This is a genomic window from Kribbella pratensis (assembly GCF_004366075.1).
Lineage (GTDB): Bacteria > Actinomycetota > Actinomycetes > Propionibacteriales > Kribbellaceae > Kribbella > Kribbella pratensis.
Genome location: NZ_SODU01000001.1, coordinates 1,246,017 through 1,264,491, shown reverse-complemented (window position 1 = coordinate 1,264,491; position 18,475 = coordinate 1,246,017). Strand labels below are relative to the sequence as shown.

17 protein-coding genes are annotated in these 18,475 nt (G+C 68.4%); 10 read left to right on the top strand and 7 right to left on the bottom strand.

Features of this window, described 5'->3' with window-relative positions:
• Window positions 1–54 precede the first annotated feature (54 nt).
• Window positions 55–1,218 (top strand): LppM family (lipo)protein, encoded by a 1,164-nt coding sequence (locus EV137_RS06085; protein ID WP_133998397.1) that lies wholly within the window; start codon window positions 55–57, stop codon window positions 1,216–1,218.
• Window positions 1,215–1,409: a DUF3046 domain-containing protein gene (locus EV137_RS06080; RefSeq protein ID WP_133786317.1), complete on the top strand. Its 195-nt coding sequence runs from the start codon at window positions 1,215–1,217 to the stop codon at window positions 1,407–1,409. Before EV137_RS06085 ends, EV137_RS06080 begins: the two co-directional genes overlap by 4 nt.
• Here the strand turns inward: EV137_RS06080 and EV137_RS06075 are convergent, their stop codons facing one another.
• The 3 genes from EV137_RS06075 to EV137_RS06065 all read right to left on the bottom strand — a co-directional run bounded on the left by EV137_RS06075 (window position 1,410) and on the right by EV137_RS06065 (window position 5,046).
• Entirely contained in the window at window positions 1,410–3,524 is a 2,115-nt protein-coding gene (locus EV137_RS06075) for an MMPL family transporter (RefSeq protein ID WP_134127057.1), read from the bottom strand.
• Window positions 3,525–3,653: 129 nt separating this feature from the next.
• Window positions 3,654–4,214, bottom strand: a complete 561-nt coding sequence (locus tag EV137_RS06070; protein ID WP_134127055.1) for a GrpB family protein — start codon at window positions 4,212–4,214, stop codon at window positions 3,654–3,656.
• 40 nt (window positions 4,215–4,254) lie between these two features.
• Complete coding sequence (locus EV137_RS06065; RefSeq protein WP_134127053.1) at window positions 4,255–5,046, bottom strand: hypothetical protein; 792 nt, start codon at window positions 5,044–5,046, stop codon at window positions 4,255–4,257.
• Between the two features lie 249 nt (window positions 5,047–5,295).
• Between EV137_RS06065 and recA the strand changes: the two genes are divergently transcribed.
• From recA to rny, 5 genes are all read left to right on the top strand, one after another.
• On the top strand, window positions 5,296–6,366 hold the full coding sequence (recA, locus tag EV137_RS06060; RefSeq protein ID WP_133786321.1) for a recombinase RecA: 1,071 nt from the start codon (window positions 5,296–5,298) through the stop codon (window positions 6,364–6,366).
• A 1,522-nt stretch (window positions 6,367–7,888) separates the two neighbouring features.
• Window positions 7,889–8,383 carry a regulatory protein RecX gene (locus tag EV137_RS06055; protein ID WP_238175117.1) on the top strand — a complete coding sequence of 165 codons (495 nt, stop codon included), beginning with the start codon at window positions 7,889–7,891 and terminating at the stop codon, window positions 8,381–8,383.
• A 32-nt stretch (window positions 8,384–8,415) separates the two neighbouring features.
• Window positions 8,416–8,799, top strand: a complete 384-nt coding sequence (locus EV137_RS06050; protein WP_238175116.1) for an MmcQ/YjbR family DNA-binding protein — start codon at window positions 8,416–8,418, stop codon at window positions 8,797–8,799.
• A 283-nt stretch (window positions 8,800–9,082) separates the two neighbouring features.
• A complete protein-coding gene (locus tag EV137_RS40965; protein ID WP_202870820.1) occupies window positions 9,083–9,544 on the top strand; it encodes an antitoxin in 462 nt (153 codons plus the stop codon).
• An 857-nt stretch (window positions 9,545–10,401) separates the two neighbouring features.
• Window positions 10,402–12,108: a ribonuclease Y gene (rny, locus tag EV137_RS06040; protein WP_134127051.1), complete on the top strand. Its 1,707-nt coding sequence runs from the start codon at window positions 10,402–10,404 to the stop codon at window positions 12,106–12,108.
• 17 nt (window positions 12,109–12,125) lie between these two features.
• On the opposite strand, the gene EV137_RS06035 is transcribed toward rny, so the two are convergent.
• The 4 genes from EV137_RS06035 to EV137_RS06020 all read right to left on the bottom strand — a co-directional run bounded on the left by EV137_RS06035 (window position 12,126) and on the right by EV137_RS06020 (window position 15,002).
• Window positions 12,126–12,422: a DUF6458 family protein gene (locus EV137_RS06035; RefSeq protein ID WP_202870819.1), complete on the bottom strand. Its 297-nt coding sequence runs from the start codon at window positions 12,420–12,422 to the stop codon at window positions 12,126–12,128.
• 68 nt (window positions 12,423–12,490) lie between these two features.
• Window positions 12,491–13,654, bottom strand: a complete 1,164-nt coding sequence (locus tag EV137_RS06030) for an acyl-CoA dehydrogenase family protein (protein WP_133998373.1) — start codon at window positions 13,652–13,654, stop codon at window positions 12,491–12,493.
• Window positions 13,655–13,700: 46 nt separating this feature from the next.
• Complete coding sequence (locus tag EV137_RS06025) at window positions 13,701–14,276, bottom strand: DUF1707 SHOCT-like domain-containing protein (RefSeq protein ID WP_134127049.1); 576 nt, start codon at window positions 14,274–14,276, stop codon at window positions 13,701–13,703.
• A gap of 21 nt (window positions 14,277–14,297) precedes the next feature.
• Entirely contained in the window at window positions 14,298–15,002 is a 705-nt protein-coding gene (locus EV137_RS06020) for a type 1 glutamine amidotransferase (protein WP_134127048.1), read from the bottom strand.
• 89 nt (window positions 15,003–15,091) lie between these two features.
• Here EV137_RS06020 and EV137_RS06015 point away from each other — a divergent pair, with 89 nt between their 5' ends.
• The 3 genes from EV137_RS06015 to EV137_RS06005 are packed head-to-tail and all read left to right on the top strand — an operon-like array spanning window position 15,092 to window position 18,471.
• Complete coding sequence (locus EV137_RS06015) at window positions 15,092–15,925, top strand: FHA domain-containing protein (RefSeq protein ID WP_134127047.1); 834 nt, start codon at window positions 15,092–15,094, stop codon at window positions 15,923–15,925.
• A gap of 30 nt (window positions 15,926–15,955) precedes the next feature.
• Window positions 15,956–17,167 (top strand): 1-deoxy-D-xylulose-5-phosphate reductoisomerase, encoded by a 1,212-nt coding sequence (gene dxr / locus EV137_RS06010; RefSeq protein ID WP_134127046.1) that lies wholly within the window; start codon window positions 15,956–15,958, stop codon window positions 17,165–17,167.
• Complete coding sequence (locus tag EV137_RS06005; RefSeq protein ID WP_134127045.1) at window positions 17,164–18,471, top strand: M50 family metallopeptidase; 1,308 nt, start codon at window positions 17,164–17,166, stop codon at window positions 18,469–18,471. Before dxr ends, EV137_RS06005 begins: the two co-directional genes overlap by 4 nt.
• The last annotated feature ends 4 nt before the right edge of the window (window positions 18,472–18,475 follow it).

Below are 18,475 nucleotides of genomic sequence, written 5' to 3'. Positions count from 1 at the left end.
GGCGCTTTCCGTCCAGTGCGCCGGTTGTCCCTTTCGTCTGGAATGATCGGCGGCATGATGAACCGCGTACGTGCAGCCCTCGTCGTCGTGGCCTGCCTGGTCGGGCTGACCGGGTGCGTCAAGCTCGACGCCGACCTGAAGGTCGGGTCGAACGAGACGGTCTCGGGGAACATGAAGATCGGGGTGGACAAGCAGCTGCTGCAGTCCAGCGGCCAGTCCCTCGACAAGGTCCGCCAGCAGATCGAGAGCGGCATCAAGGAGTCGGCCACCCAGGGCGTCACCTGCAAGGCGTACGAGGACGACAAGTACGTCGGCTCCAACTGCACGTTCGAGAGTGTGCCGTTCGACAAGATGGGCAGCTCGAGCGGCGACGGCGTCGGCTTCACCAAGGACGGCGACAAGGTCACGGTGAAGGTCGCGGCCGGTGACATGGGCGGCAGCCTGCCGTCCACCGGCGGTCAGCCCGAGGTGAACTTCAAGATCACCATGCCGGGCAAGATCCTCGAGCACGACGGCGGCGCCAAGGTCAGCGGCCGTACGGCGACGTACGACAGTCTCGACAAGCTCGGGAAGATCTCGCTGACCTCCGAGGCCGGTGGCGGGTTCCCGACCTGGGCGCTGATCCTGATCATCGTGCTCGTGCTGCTGGCGATCGGCGCGGCGGTGTTCTTCATCCTGCGTAGCCGCAAGGCGAAGGGGCAGCAGGGCTACGGCCAACAGTTCCCGGGGCAGTACCCGGGCCAGCCGGGTCAGTACGGCGGACCCGGGCAGTACCCGGGGCAGCCTGGGTTCGGGCAGCAGTACGGCCAGCAGGGTCCCGGCGGGCAGTACCCGGGCCAGCCCGGTCCGTACGGACAGCCGGGACAGCCTGGTCCGTACGGCGGGCAGCCGGGTCAGCCTGGTCAATACGGCGGACAGCCCGGACAGCCTGGTCAGTACGGTGGGCAGCCGGGGCAGTACCCGGGTCAGCCGCCGCAGGGGCAGCAGCCTGGTCAGCAGCAGTACCCTGGGCAGCCTCAGCAGCCGCCGCAGCAGGGTCCTGGCGGCTGGGGACAGCAGCCTGGCCAGGGGCAGCAGCCTGGGCAGCCGCAGCAGGGTTATGGTCAGCAGCCGCCGCAGCAGGGTGGTTGGGGACCGCAGGGTGGTCCGTCGGCGCCTCAGCAGGGGCAGCAGGGCGGGTGGGGACCGCCGCCGAAGGACAACGACGGGCAGGCATGAGACTGACGGAATTCTGGGCACGGATGGATCACCATCTCGGGCCCGCGTATGCACGGACCTGGGCAGAGACCCAGGTGGTCCAGGAGCTCGGCGGCCGCACGGTCGTCGAGGCCCTGGACGACGGTGAGGCCGCCAAGTTCGTCTGGCGAGCCGTGTGGGCGCACCTCAACCTTCCGCCCAGCGAACGCTGACTAGGTGTTGGTGAGCGTCGGCTCGGGCTCGGGCAGGCTCTCGGGGGCTTCCGGATCACGCTGCCGCGCCAGCGCGCTCGGCCACCAGAGGTGTCGTCCGACGTCGAGGTTCAACGCGGTGACCAGCACCGACCGGACAACGATGGTGTCCAGCAGGACACCGAGCGCGACCGCGATCCCGATCTCCGCGAACGCGACCACCGGCAGCGTCGCCAGCACGGCGAAGGTTCCCGCCAGCACCAGACCGGCCGAAGTGATCACACCACCGGTGGCGGCCACTCCGATCAGCGCGCCGCGCCGGGTGCCGTGGACCTTCGATTCCTCGTGCACCCGGGTCATCAGGAAGATGTTGTAGTCGATGCCCAACGCCACCAGGAACACGAAGACGAAAAGCGGTAGCGACGTGTCGGCACCTTCAAAACCGAGGGCCTTGAACACCAAGGAGCTGATCCCGAGCGCCGCTCCGAACGACAGCACTACGGTTGCGACCAGCAATACCGGAGCCACCAGTGCGCGCAGCAGCAGCGCGAGGATCGCCAGCACCACCGCGAGTACGACCGGGATGATGATCTTGTTGTCGTGATCGGACGCCCGCTGGGTGTCGAGCAGGATTGCCGCGCCGCCTCCGGCCAGCGCGTCCGCATCCGGTACGGCGTGCACTGCGGCGCGCACGCGATCCACAGTCTCCTTCGCGGCCTGACTGTCCGCCGCATCCGTCATGGTGCCCTCGAGGTACGCGAGGCCGCTCGCCACCCGCGGTTCCCCGACTTCGGCGATGCCTTGCGTCGACGACATCGCCGTACGGACGTCTGCGGCCTTGTCCGCCCTGCTGATCACGACAAGCGGGTTTCCGGCACCGGCTGGGAAGTGGGCCGCCACGACCTTCTCCCCGACCACCGAGTCCGGCGTGCCGATAAAGGAGTCCTCGTTCGACAGTCCGCCGGCGTTCAGCGTCAAGATGCCGAGCGAGGCAATTCCCAGCAGTATGGACGTGGTGATCCATGTCAGTCGCGGCCGTACGGCGATGCGGCGGCCGATACGTCCCCAGACACTCGTCTCGGTGTGGTCGTCCGAGCCGTAGGTCGGACGTAGTGGCCAGAACACCCAGCGGCCGCAGATGACGAGCAGTGCGGGCAGCAGCGTGAGCATGGCGAGCAGCGCGATCACGATGCCGACGGCAGCGACCGGACCGAGCCCGCGAGTCGAGTTCATTGATGCGAAGAGCAGGCAGAGCATGCCTGCGACCACAGTGGAGCCGGATGCGACGATCGCTGGACCGGAGCGGTGCAGCGCGAACGCCATGGCCTCGTGGCGGTCCTGATGTCGTCTGAGCTCCTCTCGATAGCGAGCAACGAGCAGGAGTGCATAGTCCGTCCCCGCGCCGAACACCAGGACCGTGAGAATGCCTGCGCTTTGTGCGTTCACGGTCAGGTTGGCTTGGGTTGCCAGGACGTAGACGACTGCCTGGGCGGAGAAAAGTGCGACACCCGCGGAGACCAAGGGCAGGAGCCACAGGACCGGACTGCGGTAGGTCAGCAGCAGGATGATGATGACTACTGCTCCAGCGGAGTACAGGAGCTTGCCGTCGATGCCGGCGAAGGCCTCCTGCGAGTCAGCGGCGAAGCCGCCCGGTCCAGTGACGTGGAACGACAGTCCGTCAGGCCGGTCGCCGGCGATCCGCCTGATGTCGTCGGCTCGTGCACCGATCGTCTCCCAGCCCCCGGAACCGGCGTTGATCGGTACGAGGACCTGCAAAGCCTTGTGATCCTGAGCTGGGATGGGTCCGACGACATCCCGGTCGACGTCCTGCAGCTCGCCGTACTGCGCGATGTGACTCTGGACGGCCTGCTGGTCCGCGGGAGTGATACCGGACGACCGCTCGTACACCAGGACCGCCGGGATCTCGTCCGGCGAGGAGAACTGTTCGGATGCCTTCAGTACCTCGGTCGACTCGGCCTTGCCGGGCAGCCAGGAGACGGCGTCGTTCTCCTGCGCACCGGTCAGCTTTCCTGCGGGGGCGAACGACGCCGCTATCGCGACGATCCAGAGAGCCAGCACGATCCACTTCGACACCTTGCCGCACGGCAATGCCGCCAGCCGTCCTGCTCCGCCCACCCCAACCACGCCCCCTGACGGGGCGTCCGCCCGCCCGCCGGACCGCTCATAACGCCCCCGGTCCAGCCTGGTGGCTGGGAGGAAGAGGGTCAACGATCCCGGAGTAATGCCCCGGTCACCCTCCGTCGGCTAAGGCGTCCAGCCGGTGCGGGCGGCCCATTCCTCGGCCGGTAGATAGATGAGATCGCAGACCGGGTCCTTCAGATCGGTGTAGTCACCGATCTCGAGCCGGAGCGCGGCCGCTTGCTGCTTGAAGACGGCGTACGCGCGTGCCGTTTCCGGGTGGCTGCGCAGATAGTCGCGGAACAGCAGCGCGTAGCGCTGGTTGGCCCGCCCTGCCACGCGGATGTGCAGGTTCACACGGCGCCGGTACATCGGCTCGACCAGCATCCGCTTCACCCACTGGATGTCGTCCGCGGGCAGACCTGGCACCGGGTGGTCGCGCCGCGGCGGGCGGAGCTCCCAGTCCGCGGCGGCCATCCGCTCAGCGACATCGTCCAGGTCCGGTTCCGTATCGACCGTCACCTGGATGTCGAGGACGTCCTTGGCCGGCAGACCGGGTACCGCGGTGGAGCCGATGTGGTCGATCCGCTGGGCCAGCTCGCCGAGCAGCCGGCCGATCACCTGCGCGGTCTTCTGGTACTGCGCGGGCCAGGTGTCGTCCGGCCGCGCGATGACGATCCCAGTCATGCGGAGATCATCCCAGGACCGCGGTGGCAGGTCCCAGCCTTTACACCGGTTTGACCCGGAACGCGCTGCTGGTGAGCAGATCCGCCGCCTCGTACGCCGCCTTCTTGATGCCCTTGCGCTCGTCGAAGAACCCGCCGACCACGCCGACGCCAGGGAGCTTCCCGACGAACCGGGCACCCAGGCTGCCGCGCGGGCGGTCCTCGAACACCTCGCTGAGTCCGCCGAACAGCTTGCTCAGTCGCCAGACCAGCCGGACGCCCTTGCGCAACCCCATGTCCGCCGAGACCTCGTGGAGGCCCAATTGCTCGGAGACATCCTTGCCCGCGATCTCCGGGTCGTCGTACTTGAGGACCTCGTCCGGCGTGATGGGGCGATCGGTGAGTACGCGGATGATGACCGACGTACGGTCGGCGTGCGCCTCCACGCCGTACTCCCGGCAGACCGCGCCGATCACCATCGCCTGCACGGCCGCGCCGAGGGTGTCCTTCATCGGCAGCCGGTCCGCCGCCGCGCCGCTGAGCCGGGGGAGACCGGCGACGACCGCGGCGAACCCGCCGAGGCGCTCGACCCACCAGTCGCAGCGCTTGGCCAGCGGCAGGGTCGGCCATTCCTCGTGGCCGGGCACCTTCATCTGCAGCAGCCGGTCGATCGCGAGGATCAGGCCCTTCTCGGCGAGGTTGGGCTGCTCCTGGGCGGAGTACTCGGCCAGGACGGTGCGGATGCCGAACGGGTCCTGGGAGCGCAGCGCGTCGAGCACGATGTCGATACCGAATTCGACCCGGCTGATCGCGAGGACCACGGCGGAATCGGGTACGTCGGGACGGTCTGTCACGTCCGCAAGGGTAGGGATCATCTGGGTCAGGATGGTTGCCGGAACAGCCTTCGGCGTGTCAGTTGTGATTCGAACACGTGTTCGGGATACTTTGGTGCTCGGAAGGTGGTTGGACGGCCGAGTTGTCCACAGATTCGAAGTCGCGGCGAAAACTGTCGGAGGCAACGAATACCTTCTCTGGCGACAACAAAGTTCCTTCGGGTGGCCGGCGGCGGCCCCGGATTATCAGATGGGTCAGGTGGCAGTCACATGGCGGGTGTAGCGAGTGCGGAGCGCGCGGCGGCCGATCGCGAGAAGGCGCTTGCGACCGCGCTGACGCAGATCGAGCGACAGTGCGGCAAGGGATCGGTGATGCGGCTGGGCGAGCAGAACCGGCCGCCGATCGAGGTCATCCCGACCGGGTCGATCTCGCTCGACATCGCGCTCGGGATCGGCGGTCTGCCGCGCGGCCGGGTGGTGGAGATCTACGGTCCGGAATCCTCCGGTAAGACGACGGTCGCGCTGCACGCGGTCGCCAACGCTCAGCGGGCCGGCGGGATCGCGGCCTTCATCGACGCCGAGCACGCCCTCGACCCGGAGTACGCGCGGAAGCTGGGCGTCGACACCGACGCGCTGCTGGTCTCGCAACCCGACTCCGGTGAGCAGGCGCTGGAGATCGCCGACATGCTGGTGCGCTCCGGCGCGATCGACATCGTCGTGATCGACTCGGTGGCCGCGCTCGTGCCCCGGGCCGAGATCGAGGGTGAGATGGGTGACAGCCACGTCGGTCTGCAGGCCCGGCTGATGAGCCAGGCGCTGCGGAAGATGACCGGCGCGGTCAGCGGGACGAACACGACCGCGATCTTCATCAACCAGCTGCGCGAGAAGATCGGCGTCATGTTCGGCTCCCCGGAAACGACGACCGGTGGTAAGGCGCTGAAGTTCTACGCGTCGGTGCGGCTGGACGTGCGCCGGATCGAGTCGCTGAAGGACGGCACCGACGTCGTCGGTAACCGGACCCGCGTCAAGGTCGTCAAGAACAAGGTGGCCCCGCCGTTCAAGCAGGCCGAGTTCGACATCATCTACGGCCAGGGCATCAGCCGCGAGGGCAGCCTGCTCGACCTCGGCGTGGATCAGGGCTTCGTCCGCAAGGCCGGCGCCTGGTTCACGTACGAGAGCGACCAGCTCGGCCAGGGCCGGGAGAACGCGCGGAACTTCCTGCGCGACAACCCCGATCTGGCCAACGAGCTGGAGAAGAAGATCAAGGAGAAGATGGGCATCGGCCCGACCCTTGACCAGCCGGCCGATGCGGCCGCGGCCGAGGTCGATGTCGACTTCTGACCGACCCTCCGCGGGCGGCAGCGTCCCCCGGCAGCCATCAGCTGCCGACGACGCTGCCCCCGCGGCGCTGTCTCTACCGCATGACGAACGCCTCGCCCTGGCCCGCAAACTCCTGGCCGAAGGAGCAACCGCGCCCGCGACCACCACCGGGTCGACCACCACCGGGTCGGCCATCACGGAGTCGTCCGCTACCGAGTCGTCCGCTACGGAGCCAGCTGCTGCCGAGCGCAGGTCGTACCGGCGAACGGCGGCTCGGCGGGTGTCCGCGGAGCGTGACGCGTCGCGATCGGCGTCCTCGTCGGGCGACGCTCGTCGAGATGGTGTGTCTGGTGACAGCGACGATTCCTCGGCTGGTTCGAGGCGGGGAAGTCGTACTCGGGGTCGTGGAGTGCGCGCAGCCGACCCGTGGGAGGACCCGGGCGACTTCCTGGACAGCGGGGAGTCGGAGCGGAGTACGACGCGACGTACCGGCTCCATCAGGCGAACCGCCGGCACCGTCGACCCCTGGGGCGGCGACGACAAGCGAACCGTCCAAGCGTTCGAGAACCAGGCCGCCGCGCGCCGAGCCGAGGCCCAAGCCTTCGCTGACGATGCCCCCGCCCCACCTGACGATGCCCCCGCCCCACCTGACGATGCGCCCGTCCCACCCGGCGATGCGCCCGCCCCACCCCGCGATGCCCCGCGTCGCTCTACCTCGAATCGCTCTACCTCGAATCGCAGTGCCTCGAATCGCAGTGCCTCGAACGGTTCCACCTCTGAGGCCAGCGGCCCGACGCCCGCGCCGTCAGCAGTTGACACCGGCGGAGCGGGACAGGATGAAGAAGCCGCGGACACGACGACGACGTCGATCTCGCGCGACGCTTTCGACACGGTCGCCGCCTCCGACACAGCCGACGCGTTCGACCCGTGGGCAGACCCAGTCGATGCGCCTCGCCGAACAATCGCTGCGGCACCCTCCTCCGGAGAGATGGCGCCCGGCTCGACGGACGAGACTCACCAAACCGCGGCCGACACAGCCGGCGCGTTCGACCCGTGGGCAGACCCAGTCGATGCGCCTCCGCCAACGACCGCTGGGGGACCCTCTTCCGGAGAGACGGCACCTGGCTCGACGGACGGGGCTCACCGACCTCCGACCGACTCACCTCGTCGCCGCCCCGTTGCGAGCCGTGGCGAGACGCGGGTCGGTGGTACGTCCGCGGACACAGCAGCTAGTGCACCCACCCCGGAGCCCGCGCGGCCCACCGCGGACCCAGCAGCCGATGCACCCGCAGCGGAGCCCGCGTGGCGAACCGCAGGTACGTCGGGTGCGGCGCTCGCAGGTACGACGGACGATGGCACCCGGTTCGCCACCGCTGACACTGCCGGTGGTGGGGGCGCGTCGACTCGGAGTGGGGCCGGGCGGGGGAGTGCGCGGCGGCGGGTCGGTGGGGGATTTGGACGGAGGGGGAAGCGGCCCGTTGCGGAGGAGCCTCAGGGGACGGGAGATCCGGAGCTCGATGGGGCGGCCGCGGATCCGTACTCCGTGGCTCGGACGATTTTGCTGGACAAGTTGACGGGTCAGCCGAGGACCCGGGCCGAGCTGGCCGACGTGCTAGCGGAGCGGGACATTCCGGACGAGGTGGCCGATGCGGTGCTGGATCGGTTTACCGACGTCGGGTTGATCGACGATGCCGCGTTCGCGAATGCGTGGGTGGAGTCGCGGCATCGCGGGCGGGGGCTCGGGAAGCGGGCGCTGGCGCAGGAGCTACGACGGCGCGGGGTCGACGACGAGTTGGCGCGGGATGCGCTCGAGGAGCTGCAACCCGAGCAGGAAGAGGAGAAGGCCCGCGAGCTGGTACGGCGGAAGCTGCGGTCGATGCGTTCGCTCGAGCGGCAGGTGGCGATGCGGCGGCTGCTCGGAATGCTTGCCCGCAAGGGGTATCCGGGCGGTCTCGCGATGACCGTCGTCAAGGAGGAGCTCGACGCCGGCCATGAAGAGTTCCCCCTCCTCGACTCCTCCGGTCTCGAACCCGAGTAGTTCCTGCCGGTAGCGTCGGTCGGGTGACGAGCATGGGTGATGTGGAGCGGGTGGTATTGGGGTTGCCCGGGACTGAGGAGACCACTCGGCACGGGATGCGGACGTGGAAGGTCGCTGGGAAGGCGTACGCGTGGGAACGGCCGTTCAGCAAGGCGGACCTGAGGCGGTTCGGGGACGAGACGCCGCCGAGTGGGCCGATCGTCGCGCTGGTCGTTGAGGACCTGGCGGACAAGGAAGCAGTGCTGCAGGCACGGGCGGGGGACGGGTTCTTCACGATTCCGCATTTCAACGGGTACGCCGCGGTGCTGGTTCAGCTGGACGAGGTGTCTGAGGACGTCCTCGAGGAAGCGTTACTCGACGCTTGGTTGGTGCACGCACCGGCGGACATCGCCAAGGCACACCTCGGGAACACCTAGGCCGCCATCCGACTCACCAGCCCCGGAGCCCGGAGCCCGCTTGTCGGGTGTGGTCTGTGTGGTCGGTGTGGTCGGTGGTGTCGTACGGGCGTCGAGGGCTGCTGATCGGGGCTTGGCCGGGGTGGGGGTTACGGAGGGTGACGTGGGTTCGGGGGGTGGGCTGCGGCGAGGGGCGTTGACGGGTGCGCCGTGACGGTGTGTTATCCGAGGTAGGGCCGGTATTTGCTCCGGTCCGTAGGCTGGAATTTTCCGTCGATCCGCCCCAGACACCGCGGAGGGTGCAATGAACGATTTCCAGGAACAGGCGAAGAACTGGCTCCGGAATGTCGTCAAGCAGAACCCGGACAAGATCAAGGCCGGCGTCGAGAAGGCAGGCGACCTGATCGACAAGCAGACCGGCGGGAAGTACGCGGAGAAGGTCGACGCAGTCCAGCAGAAGGTCGGCGGCTTCGTCGACAAAAACTCCGCGGAGACCCCGAACCAGTCGGGAGCAGGATCCACACCTGAGCCCACCGAAACAACCAGCACCGAGCCCACCGCATCCGAGCGCACCGCATCCGAGCCCACCGCGTCCGGGCCTGCCGGATCCGAGCCAGCCGGGTCTGAGTCCGCCGTGACGGGTTCTGAATCCACTGCCGGCGCCTCGGCAGGCACGTCCGAAGCGGCGCCCGGTGAGTCGACAGCTGAAACGCCCGGCGCGTCGCAAGACCGTGCCGGCTCCCAGGGCAGCAGCACAAACGGCTAGTCCCACCAGCCACACGCAGTGGTCAGCTTGACAGCGCTGGGTCTGGTCGAGCTGACCTGACACGTCCGAGGCCTGCACGCGGACGGCTTCCTCTGCCCGTACCGGCTCCCAGGGCAGCAGCACAAACAGTTAGCGCCAGTTAGGTGCAACGGTCAGCTCGACAGTGCTGGGTCTGGCCGGGCTGACCTGGCACGTCTGGCGGCTGCATGCGGACCGGCTCCTCAAACCCATACGGGCGGTGACGGAGGGATCCGGAGTAGACCAGGTTGGTGAGTGGTCTTGTGCAGATCGGCGGTGGCGGCGATGAGTGTCCGTCTTGACCGGGTGGTGGGGCGCGCCTAGCCTCGGCATCAGGAAGGGATGAATCCACCGAAACGGTGGCGGATATGAGGAACGGCGGGTTGGTGAAACTACCGACCGGCCGGGAAAACGCAACCACGCTCGACCGAGCTGAAGGAAGGACGACGGCGTCGTGCAGACGCTGTCGGATAGACGGCGCCGCACGTAATACCTGAACGGCAGCAGCCCGACGGGACACGAGCGGGGCCATCGTGGTCTCCGAGGGTTCAACCGGCGACGCACGGTGAGCAAGCAACGCTGGGCGGCCGCTGATGTGGCGTCCCTGCAGTCGGCGGACGGGGGTTCGCGGACCGCGAGCACGCTGGGCAGCACGTCAGCAGCGAGTGCGCAGCAGCACCGTCGGCACCGCCGGAAGTGACAGCACCGGTACCGCCTCAGTGGAGGTGGCGCCGGCACCGTCGTACCCCGGTGACGCCTTACCGAACGGCCGGTTGGCTCATCCCTTCGACCGATGGCCACAGTTCCCGCGTGGGACTCGAAGGAGAGGGGAGACGCCGATGACCGCGATGTCCGTTGGCCTGGCCCTGATCGGATTGCTGATCGCCGGACTACTGGCTTGGATCGGCCTCACCCTCTCCCGCCGGAAGGCTGTGGGCATCTCGACCTCCCAGCAGGAGGCCTCCCGGCTCGAGACCGCGCAGCTCGAGGCTGCCCAACTCGAGGCGGCGCAGCTCACCGCCGGCGCGAAGTCCGCGGCGGAGCTGGTACGTCGGCAGGCCGAGGAGGATGCCGCCGTACTGCGGACGCGTGCCGAGGCAGCTGAGCAGCGCGCCGAGGAGATCCGCCGCGCCGCGGAGGACCGGGCGTCCGAGGTACGGCGTGATGCCGATCAGCGGGCGTCCGACGTACGCCGGGAGGCCGAGGCGGAGGCACAGTCCATCCGGGACGACCTGCGGGAGCAGCGGCTGGAGATGGAGCGCCGCGACCACCGGTTGACCGAGCGCGAGGAGCGGCTCGACGAGCAGCACCGCGGGATCGAGGAGCGCCATGCCGAGCTGACCGCGCAGTTGGCCGAGCTCGAGCAGCGCAAGCAGGAGATCAAGGACCTCGAGGACGAACGCCGCCGGATCCTGGAAGGCGTCGCGAACCTGACGACCGAGCAGGCGAAGGCCGAGCTGGTCGCGGCGATCGAGGACGAGGCGAAGCGGCACGCGCACACCATCGTCCGCGACATCGAGCGGCAGGCGCTCGACGAGGGTGAGACGAAGGCACGCAAGATCATCACCGGCGCGGTGCAGCGGCTGGCGTCCGAGCAGACCAGCGAGTCGGTCGTGTCCGTCGTCCATCTGCCGAGCGACGACATGAAGGGCCGCATCATCGGGCGCGAGGGCCGCAACATCCGGTCGTTCGAGCAGACCACCGGCGTGAACCTGATCATCGACGACACCCCGGAAGCGGTGTTGCTGTCCTGCTTCGATCCGGTACGGCGGGAGACCGCGCGGCTGACCCTGGACTCGCTGGTGCTGGACGGCCGGATCCACCCGAGCCGGATCGAGGAGATCTACGAGCGCAGCAAGGGCGAGGTCGCCGAGCTGTGCGAACGGGCGGCCGAGGACGCGATGGCCGACGTCGGGATCACCGACCTGCATCCGGAGTTGGTCCGGACGATGGGGCTGCTGCGCTACCGGACGTCGTACGGGCAGAACGTGCTGAAGCACCTGATCGAATCGGCGCACATCGCCGGGATGATGGCGGCCGAGCTCGGGCTGGATCCGAAGCTGTGCAAGCGTGGCGCGTTCCTGCACGACATCGGGAAGGCGCTCACGCACGAGTCCGAGGGCAGCCACGCGATCGTCGGTGCGGACCTGGCGCGGAAGTACGGCGAGAACGACGACGTCGTGCACTGCATCGAGGCGCACCACAACGAGGTCGAGGTCCGCACCGTCGAGGCGGTGCTGACGCAGGCGGCGGACGCGGTCAGCGGCGGGCGGCCGGGTGCGCGGCGCGAGTCGCTGGAGGCGTATGTGCAGCGGCTCGAACGGCTGGAGGAGATCGCGATGCACCACGAGGGTGTGGAGAAGGTGTTCGCGATGCAGGCCGGCCGGGAGATCCGCGTGATGGTCCTGCCGGACGCGGTCGACGACATCGCGGCGCAGGTGATGGCCCGCGACATCGCGAAGCAGGTCGAGGAGGAGCTCACATATCCGGGTCAGATCCGCGTGACCGTCGTACGGGAGTCCCGCGCGACAGAGGTCGCGAAGTAGTCATCAGTTCGTGCTGGCTACCTGTGGTGCCTGTGACCCACGCCGCGCTGCGGCGGCGTGACGTCGATCGGATCCTCGGCGACGCGCGACGTCGCTTCGGTGCGGTACTGCCGTTCGACATCGACGTCCATGACCTCGCGGTCGACGTGCGTTCGCCGGTTGGCGAGGTGGTAGGACAGCCAGATCCCGGCCGCGCCGCCGAGCATGATGATGATGCCGAGCGCGGTCAGGTTGAACGTGTCCGACGTGTCCCGTACGGCGAACGCGATGACGGCGCCGATCACGATGAGTGCGATGCCGGCCCCGATCCGCATGACTGCTCCTTCCGAACGCGGAGTAACTGATCTCACTCCCCGTGCCCAGATCGGGTGGGTGGTATGCGTCAGCGGAACGCGGACTGGCCGGTCAGGGCCTGGCCGATCACGAGTTGGTGGACCTCGGACGTGCCCTCGTAGGTGAGGACGGACTCGAGGTTGTTGGCGTGCCGCATGATCGGGTATTCGCCGCTGATGCCGTTCGCCGCGAGGATCGTGCGGCACTCGCGCGCGATCGCGATCGCCTCGCGGACGTTGTTCAGCTTGCCGACCGACACCTGCTCGGGACGCAGCGCGCCCTTCTCCTTCAGCCGTCCGAGGTGGACGGCGAGCAGAATGCCCTTGTTCAGCTCGACCGCCATGTCGGCCAGTTTCGCCTGCGTCAACTGGTACGCCGTCAGCGGCTTGTCGAACACGATCCGCTCGCCGGCGTACGCGATCGCGGTCTCCAGACAGTCCCGCGCCGCGCCCATCGCGCCGAAGATGATGCCGAACCGGGCCTCGTTCAGGCAGCCGAGCGGGCCGGACAGACCACGTGCCTCGGGCAGCATCGCCGACGCCGGCAGCCGTACGTCGTCCAGTACCAGCTCGGACGTGACGGATGCGCGCAGCGACATCTTCTGCTTGATCTCCGGCGCCGAGAAGCCGGGTGTCGACGTCGGTACGACGAAGCCGCGGACGCCGTCGTCGGTTCGCGCCCAGACCACCGCGACGTCGGCGATCGAGCCGTTGGTGATCCACATCTTCGAGCCGTTCAGAATCCAGCCATCACCATCGCGCCGGCCATTGGTGCGCATACCGGCCGGGTTCGAGCCGAAGTCCGGTTCGGTCAGTCCGAAGCAGCCGATCGCCTCACCCGCGGCCATCCGGGGGAGCCACTCAGCCTTCTGCTCCTCGCTGCCGTACTTCCAGATCGCGTACATCGCCAGCGAACCCTGCACCGACACCAGCGACCGCATCCCCGAGTCGGCCGCCTCGATCTCGAGACAGGCCAACCCGTATGCGACCGGTCCGAGTCCGGCGCACCCGTACCCGGTCAGGTGCATCCCGAGGAACCCGAGCGCCCCGAGCTCCTTGGCCAGCTCCCGCGCCGGAATCGCCCCGGCCTCGAACCACTCCGGCAAGGACGGCCGCAACCGCTCGTCCGCAAACCGCCGCGCAGCCCCCCGAACATCAACCTCCTCCGAACTCAGCAAGGAGTCGACATCCACCAGATCCAACGAAGCGCTCATGCCCAAACGCTAACCGCAATCCGGGCGGCCGCGGAGGAGGCATGAATCACTTGCGGTACCAGGGCCACCACCAGTGGCGTTTGCGGGGGTGGCGGACTATGACGCTGGCGTGGTGGGCCTTGCCGGTGACGTGGAGGCGGACGCCGCCGGGGCGCGGGGCCACGGCCTTGTTCTTGGCGCTGCTGTGATTGGCCTCGACCTGGTCGATGTCGACACTCCAGCCTTCGGGGATGACCATCACCACCGAGCTGTGGATGGCCTGGGCGTCGACGTGGATGTCGGACCAGTGCACGACGGCGTCGGTGAAGTCGAGCTTGACCGACGAGTGTTCCGCGATCGCGGTCAGTCGCTCGGGGACGACCCAGGCGCCCTCGCGTTTCTGCGCGCTGTGCCGTGCCCGGAGCGTCAGCTCCTGGGAGCCGCCGTGGGCGACCGGCACCAGGTCCGCGGTCGCGTTGCGGAGCTCGAGCTGGGTCTTGGCCGAGTAGATCTGGGTCAGCCGCTCGTCGAGTTCCTCGAAGTCCAGCCGCCCGTCGGTGTGCGCCTCCTGGACCACGGCGGCGGCACGCTCACGGTCGTTGTCGGATGCCCGGTGGTTGGGCGGCGGCTGCTCCAGACTCATGCCCCATAAGGTAACGCCGCATCAGCCGACGAGGGACAGGAATCGGCCCACGACCGTGGACCACGTCTTCTCGAGCTCGACGGCGTACCGTTCCGCATCCGCCACGACGGTGTCCGGGTCGAACCCGAGCGACCGCAGTCGTGCCGGCTCCCAGCGCCGTACCCGCTCGGCCTCCACCTCAGGATGGAACTGCACACCCCAGCTCTGCCCGATGCGCAGCATCTGGTTCGTGCACCGCTCACTGGACATCAGCAGCACCGCATCCTCCGGCAGCCGCGTGATCTGGTCCTGGTGGCTCTCGACTGCCCGCAGCGTCGACGGCAGCCCTGCCAGCAGTACGTCGTTCGCACCGGCCGGCAGCACCGTCAACGAGGTCACACCCTTCTCCGGCTGCCCGTACTTCCCCTGCACCTCACCGCCGAACGTGTGTGCCAGCAACTGCGCACCCAGGCAGATCCCGAGCACCGGCACCCGTCCGTGCGCGTCGCGTAGCAGCGAACGCTCTGCCGGCAGCCACGGCGATCGCTCGTCCTCGTCCGGCAGCATGCCTCCGCCGAGCATGATGAGCGCCGCATGCCCGTCCATGCTCGCGGGTACGGGCTCACCGTCCCAGGCCCGCACGACGACCGGAGGGAGCCCATGCTCGTCCAGCCAGTCGAGCAGCCGGCCAGGTCCGCTGTCCCGGTCGTTCTCGATGATGAGCACAGAAGCCGGCGGTGTGGTCACTGGGCAACGGTACGGCGGCACACCATGACACGCAGCACACCGCCGTACCGGAGTGGCGATTCCGGGATACTGATGCACTGGGGGTGTCGATGGAACCTGTCAGCGGATTCGTGCGGGCTGTTGTCGGAGATGTGGCCTTCATCTTCAGCAAGGGCATGGTCCCCGCGTACCTGCTCGCCCGCCGCAACGGGTGGCCGCGGCCGCAGCTCGACGTACTGGTGCGGTCACACGGTCAGTACGTCCCGCTGTCCATTCCGACCGGCACCGTGCCCGCGGTGGACCGCTTGGTCGGGCTGGACGAGTTCCGGCCGGCTCCGATGGTCACTGTCGAGTTCACCCCGGGTGACACCGGCGCCGAGGCACATCTCACTGCCAACAGCCCCGTCCTCGTCACGATCACCGACATCAGTCACCGCGAGTACGACGCTGTCGTGCTGACCACGTCCCTCGGCGCAGCGGCGTACGCCCAGCTGCCGCCGGGGTACTACCACGTCTCCGCTGTCGTCATCGACGAGTACGGCGACCTGCTGCAGGGGTACGGCGCTCAGCACAACCTGCACGTGGACAAGGGCGACGACCTGATCGTCTCGCTGTCGATCCGCACCGCGGGCGTGACGGAGATCGCAGAGGCCCTGGAAACCGGACCGCAGCCCGCACTGGTCGGACCGGACGGCGACGTCGTACCGCTGCTCGACCTGGCCCGGATCGGCCGCGCACCGGAATGTGACCTGATCCTCGACCGCCCGGAGGTCAGCCGGCACCACGCGGAGCTCCTGCGGATCGACGCGACCAGCTACGAGCTGCGGGACCTGGGGTCGACCAACGCGACGATGGTGAACGGCGTACCGATCGTGACCGCGATGGTGACCCACGGGGACGAGATCCGGCTCGGAACGCTCCCGTTCCGGCTGCTGCTGTCCTGAACCGGTGGCCTGACCTGGAACAATGGCGCCGTGAACCCGCGTAGCGTCGTCATCCTCGGCTCGACCGGCTCGATCGGCACTCAGGCGCTCGAGCTGATCGGACGGAACCGGGACCGCTTCCACGTCCTGGCCCTGTCCGCCGGCGGCGACAACGTCGCGCTGCTCGCGCAGCAGGCGCTCGAGTTCGGGGTCGAGGTCGTGGCGGTGGCCAAGGCCACGGTCGCGCAGGACCTGCAGCTGGCGTTCTACGCCGAGGCGCAGCGGAAGGGATACGCGCAGGGCGAGTTCCGGATTCCCAAGATCGTCACTGGGCCGGACGCCTCCAGCGAGCTCGCGGCGCTGCCGTGTGACGTAGTACTCAACGGCATCAACGGCTCGGTCGGCCTGCACGCGACGCTGGCCGCGCTGGACGCCGGGAACACACTGGCGCTCGCCAACAAGGAGTCGCTGGTGATCGGCGGCCCGATCGTCACCCGGCGCGCGAAACCGGGGCAGATCGTCCCGGTCGACTCCGAGCACAGCGCGATCGCGCAGTGCCTGCGCGGCGGTACGCCGGAGGAGGTCCGCAAACTGCTCCTGACCGCGAGCGGAGGCCCGTTCCTCGGCCGGCCGCGGAGCGAGCTGGAGAACGTGACCGTCGAGCAGGCCCTGGACCACCCGAACTTCGCGATGGGGCCGGTCGTCACGATCAACTCGGCCACGCTGGTCAACAAGGGCCTCGAGCTGATCGAGGCGCACCTGTTGTTCGGGATCCCGATGGACCGGATCGACGTGGTCGTCCACCGGCAGCAGGCGATCCACTCGATGGTCGAGTTCTTCGACGGCGCCACGATCGCGCAGGTCGGCGTACCGACGATGACGGTGCCGATCGCGCTCGCGCTCGGCTGGCCTGACCGGATACCGGACGCTTCGCCGCCGTGGAACTGGGCCGAGGCGAGCACCTGGACGTTCCAGCCGGTCGACGGCACGGCGTTCCCGTCGGTCCAGCTGGCCCGGGAGGCGGGGACCCGCGGCGGGACCGCCCCGGCCGTGTTCAACGCGGCGAACGAGGTCTGTGTGCAGGCGTTCCGCGACGGGCGGCTACCGTTCGTGGCGATCGTCGACACAGTGGCGCGGGTCGTGACCGATCACGACGTACCCTCGTATGAGGAACTGTCCGTCGACGACGTGCTCGCCGCGGACGCGTGGGCGCGGCAGCGGGCCCGTGAGATCACTGGCGTACAGGAGAACCAGCAGGCATGAGTGTGCTTCTCACCATTCTCGGCATCGTGCTGTTCGTCGCCGGGGTGCTGATCTCGGTCGCGCTGCACGAGATGGGCCACATGCTCCCGGCGAAGGCGTTCGGGATGAAGGTCACGCAGTTCTTCGTCGGCTTCGGGCGGACCGTCTGGTCGGTGAAGCGCGGCGAGACGGAGTACGGCATCAAGGCGATCCCGGCCGGCGGTTTCGTCCGGATCATCGGCATGATGCCGCCCGCCAAGGGCCAGGACCCCACGAAGGTGCGCAAGGCCAACACCGGCCCGATCCAGTCGATGGTCGAGAACGCCCGTACGGCGGAGTACGAGACGATCTCGCCCGAGGACAACGGCCGGCTCTTCTACCAGAAGGTGTGGTGGAAGAAGCTGATCGTGATGGCGTCCGGGCCGCTGGTCAACGTGCTGATCGCGGTCGTGCTCTTCACCGGGCTGTTCACGATCTACGGCGACAGCGTCGCGCAGACCACCATCTCGACGGTCACCGACTGCGTGATTCCCGCCGACCAGGCGAAGCCGGACCGCAAGTGCCAGGACGGCGACAAGGTCTCGCCGGCCAAGCAGGCCGGGTTCCAGGTCGGCGACAAGATCGTCGCGTTCAACGGGACCACGATCACCAGCTGGGACCAGCTGACGCCGCTGATCCGGGCGAACACCGACAAGCCCGCCACGATCGTTGTCGAGCGCAACGGTCAGCAGCTGACCCTGCACACGAGCACGATCGTCAACCAGGTCCTGGACAAGCCCGGGTCGGACAGGTACGTCTCGGTCGGGTTCCTCGGGGTCTCGCCGGAGAGCAAGATCGAGCGGCAGAGCGTCGGTTACGCGCTCGACAAGATGGGCGGCTACACGGTCAGCACCATCCAGGCCCTCGGCCGGTTCCCGGAGAAGCTGGTCGGCGTCGCCAAGTCGATCGTCGGCGGCGAGCGGGACCAGGACAGCCCGATGAGCGTCGTCGGCGCCAGCCGGGTCGCGGGCGAGATCGCCTCCAGCGACCTGAACGTCGGCGCGAAGGCGGCCACCCTGATCCTGCTGCTCGCCTCGCTGAACCTGTTCCTCGCCCTGTTCAACTTCATCCCGCTGCTGCCGCTGGACGGCGGTCACATGATCGGCGCGATCTGGGAAGGTGTCCGGCGCGGCCTCGCGAAGCTGTTCGGCCGGCCGGACCCCGGGTACGTCGACGTGGCCAAGCTGCTCCCGATCGCGTACGTCGCGGCGAGTGTGATCGTGGTGATGGGCGTGCTGCTCGTCATCGCCGACATCGTGAACCCCATCAAGCTGTTCAACGGATAAGGAA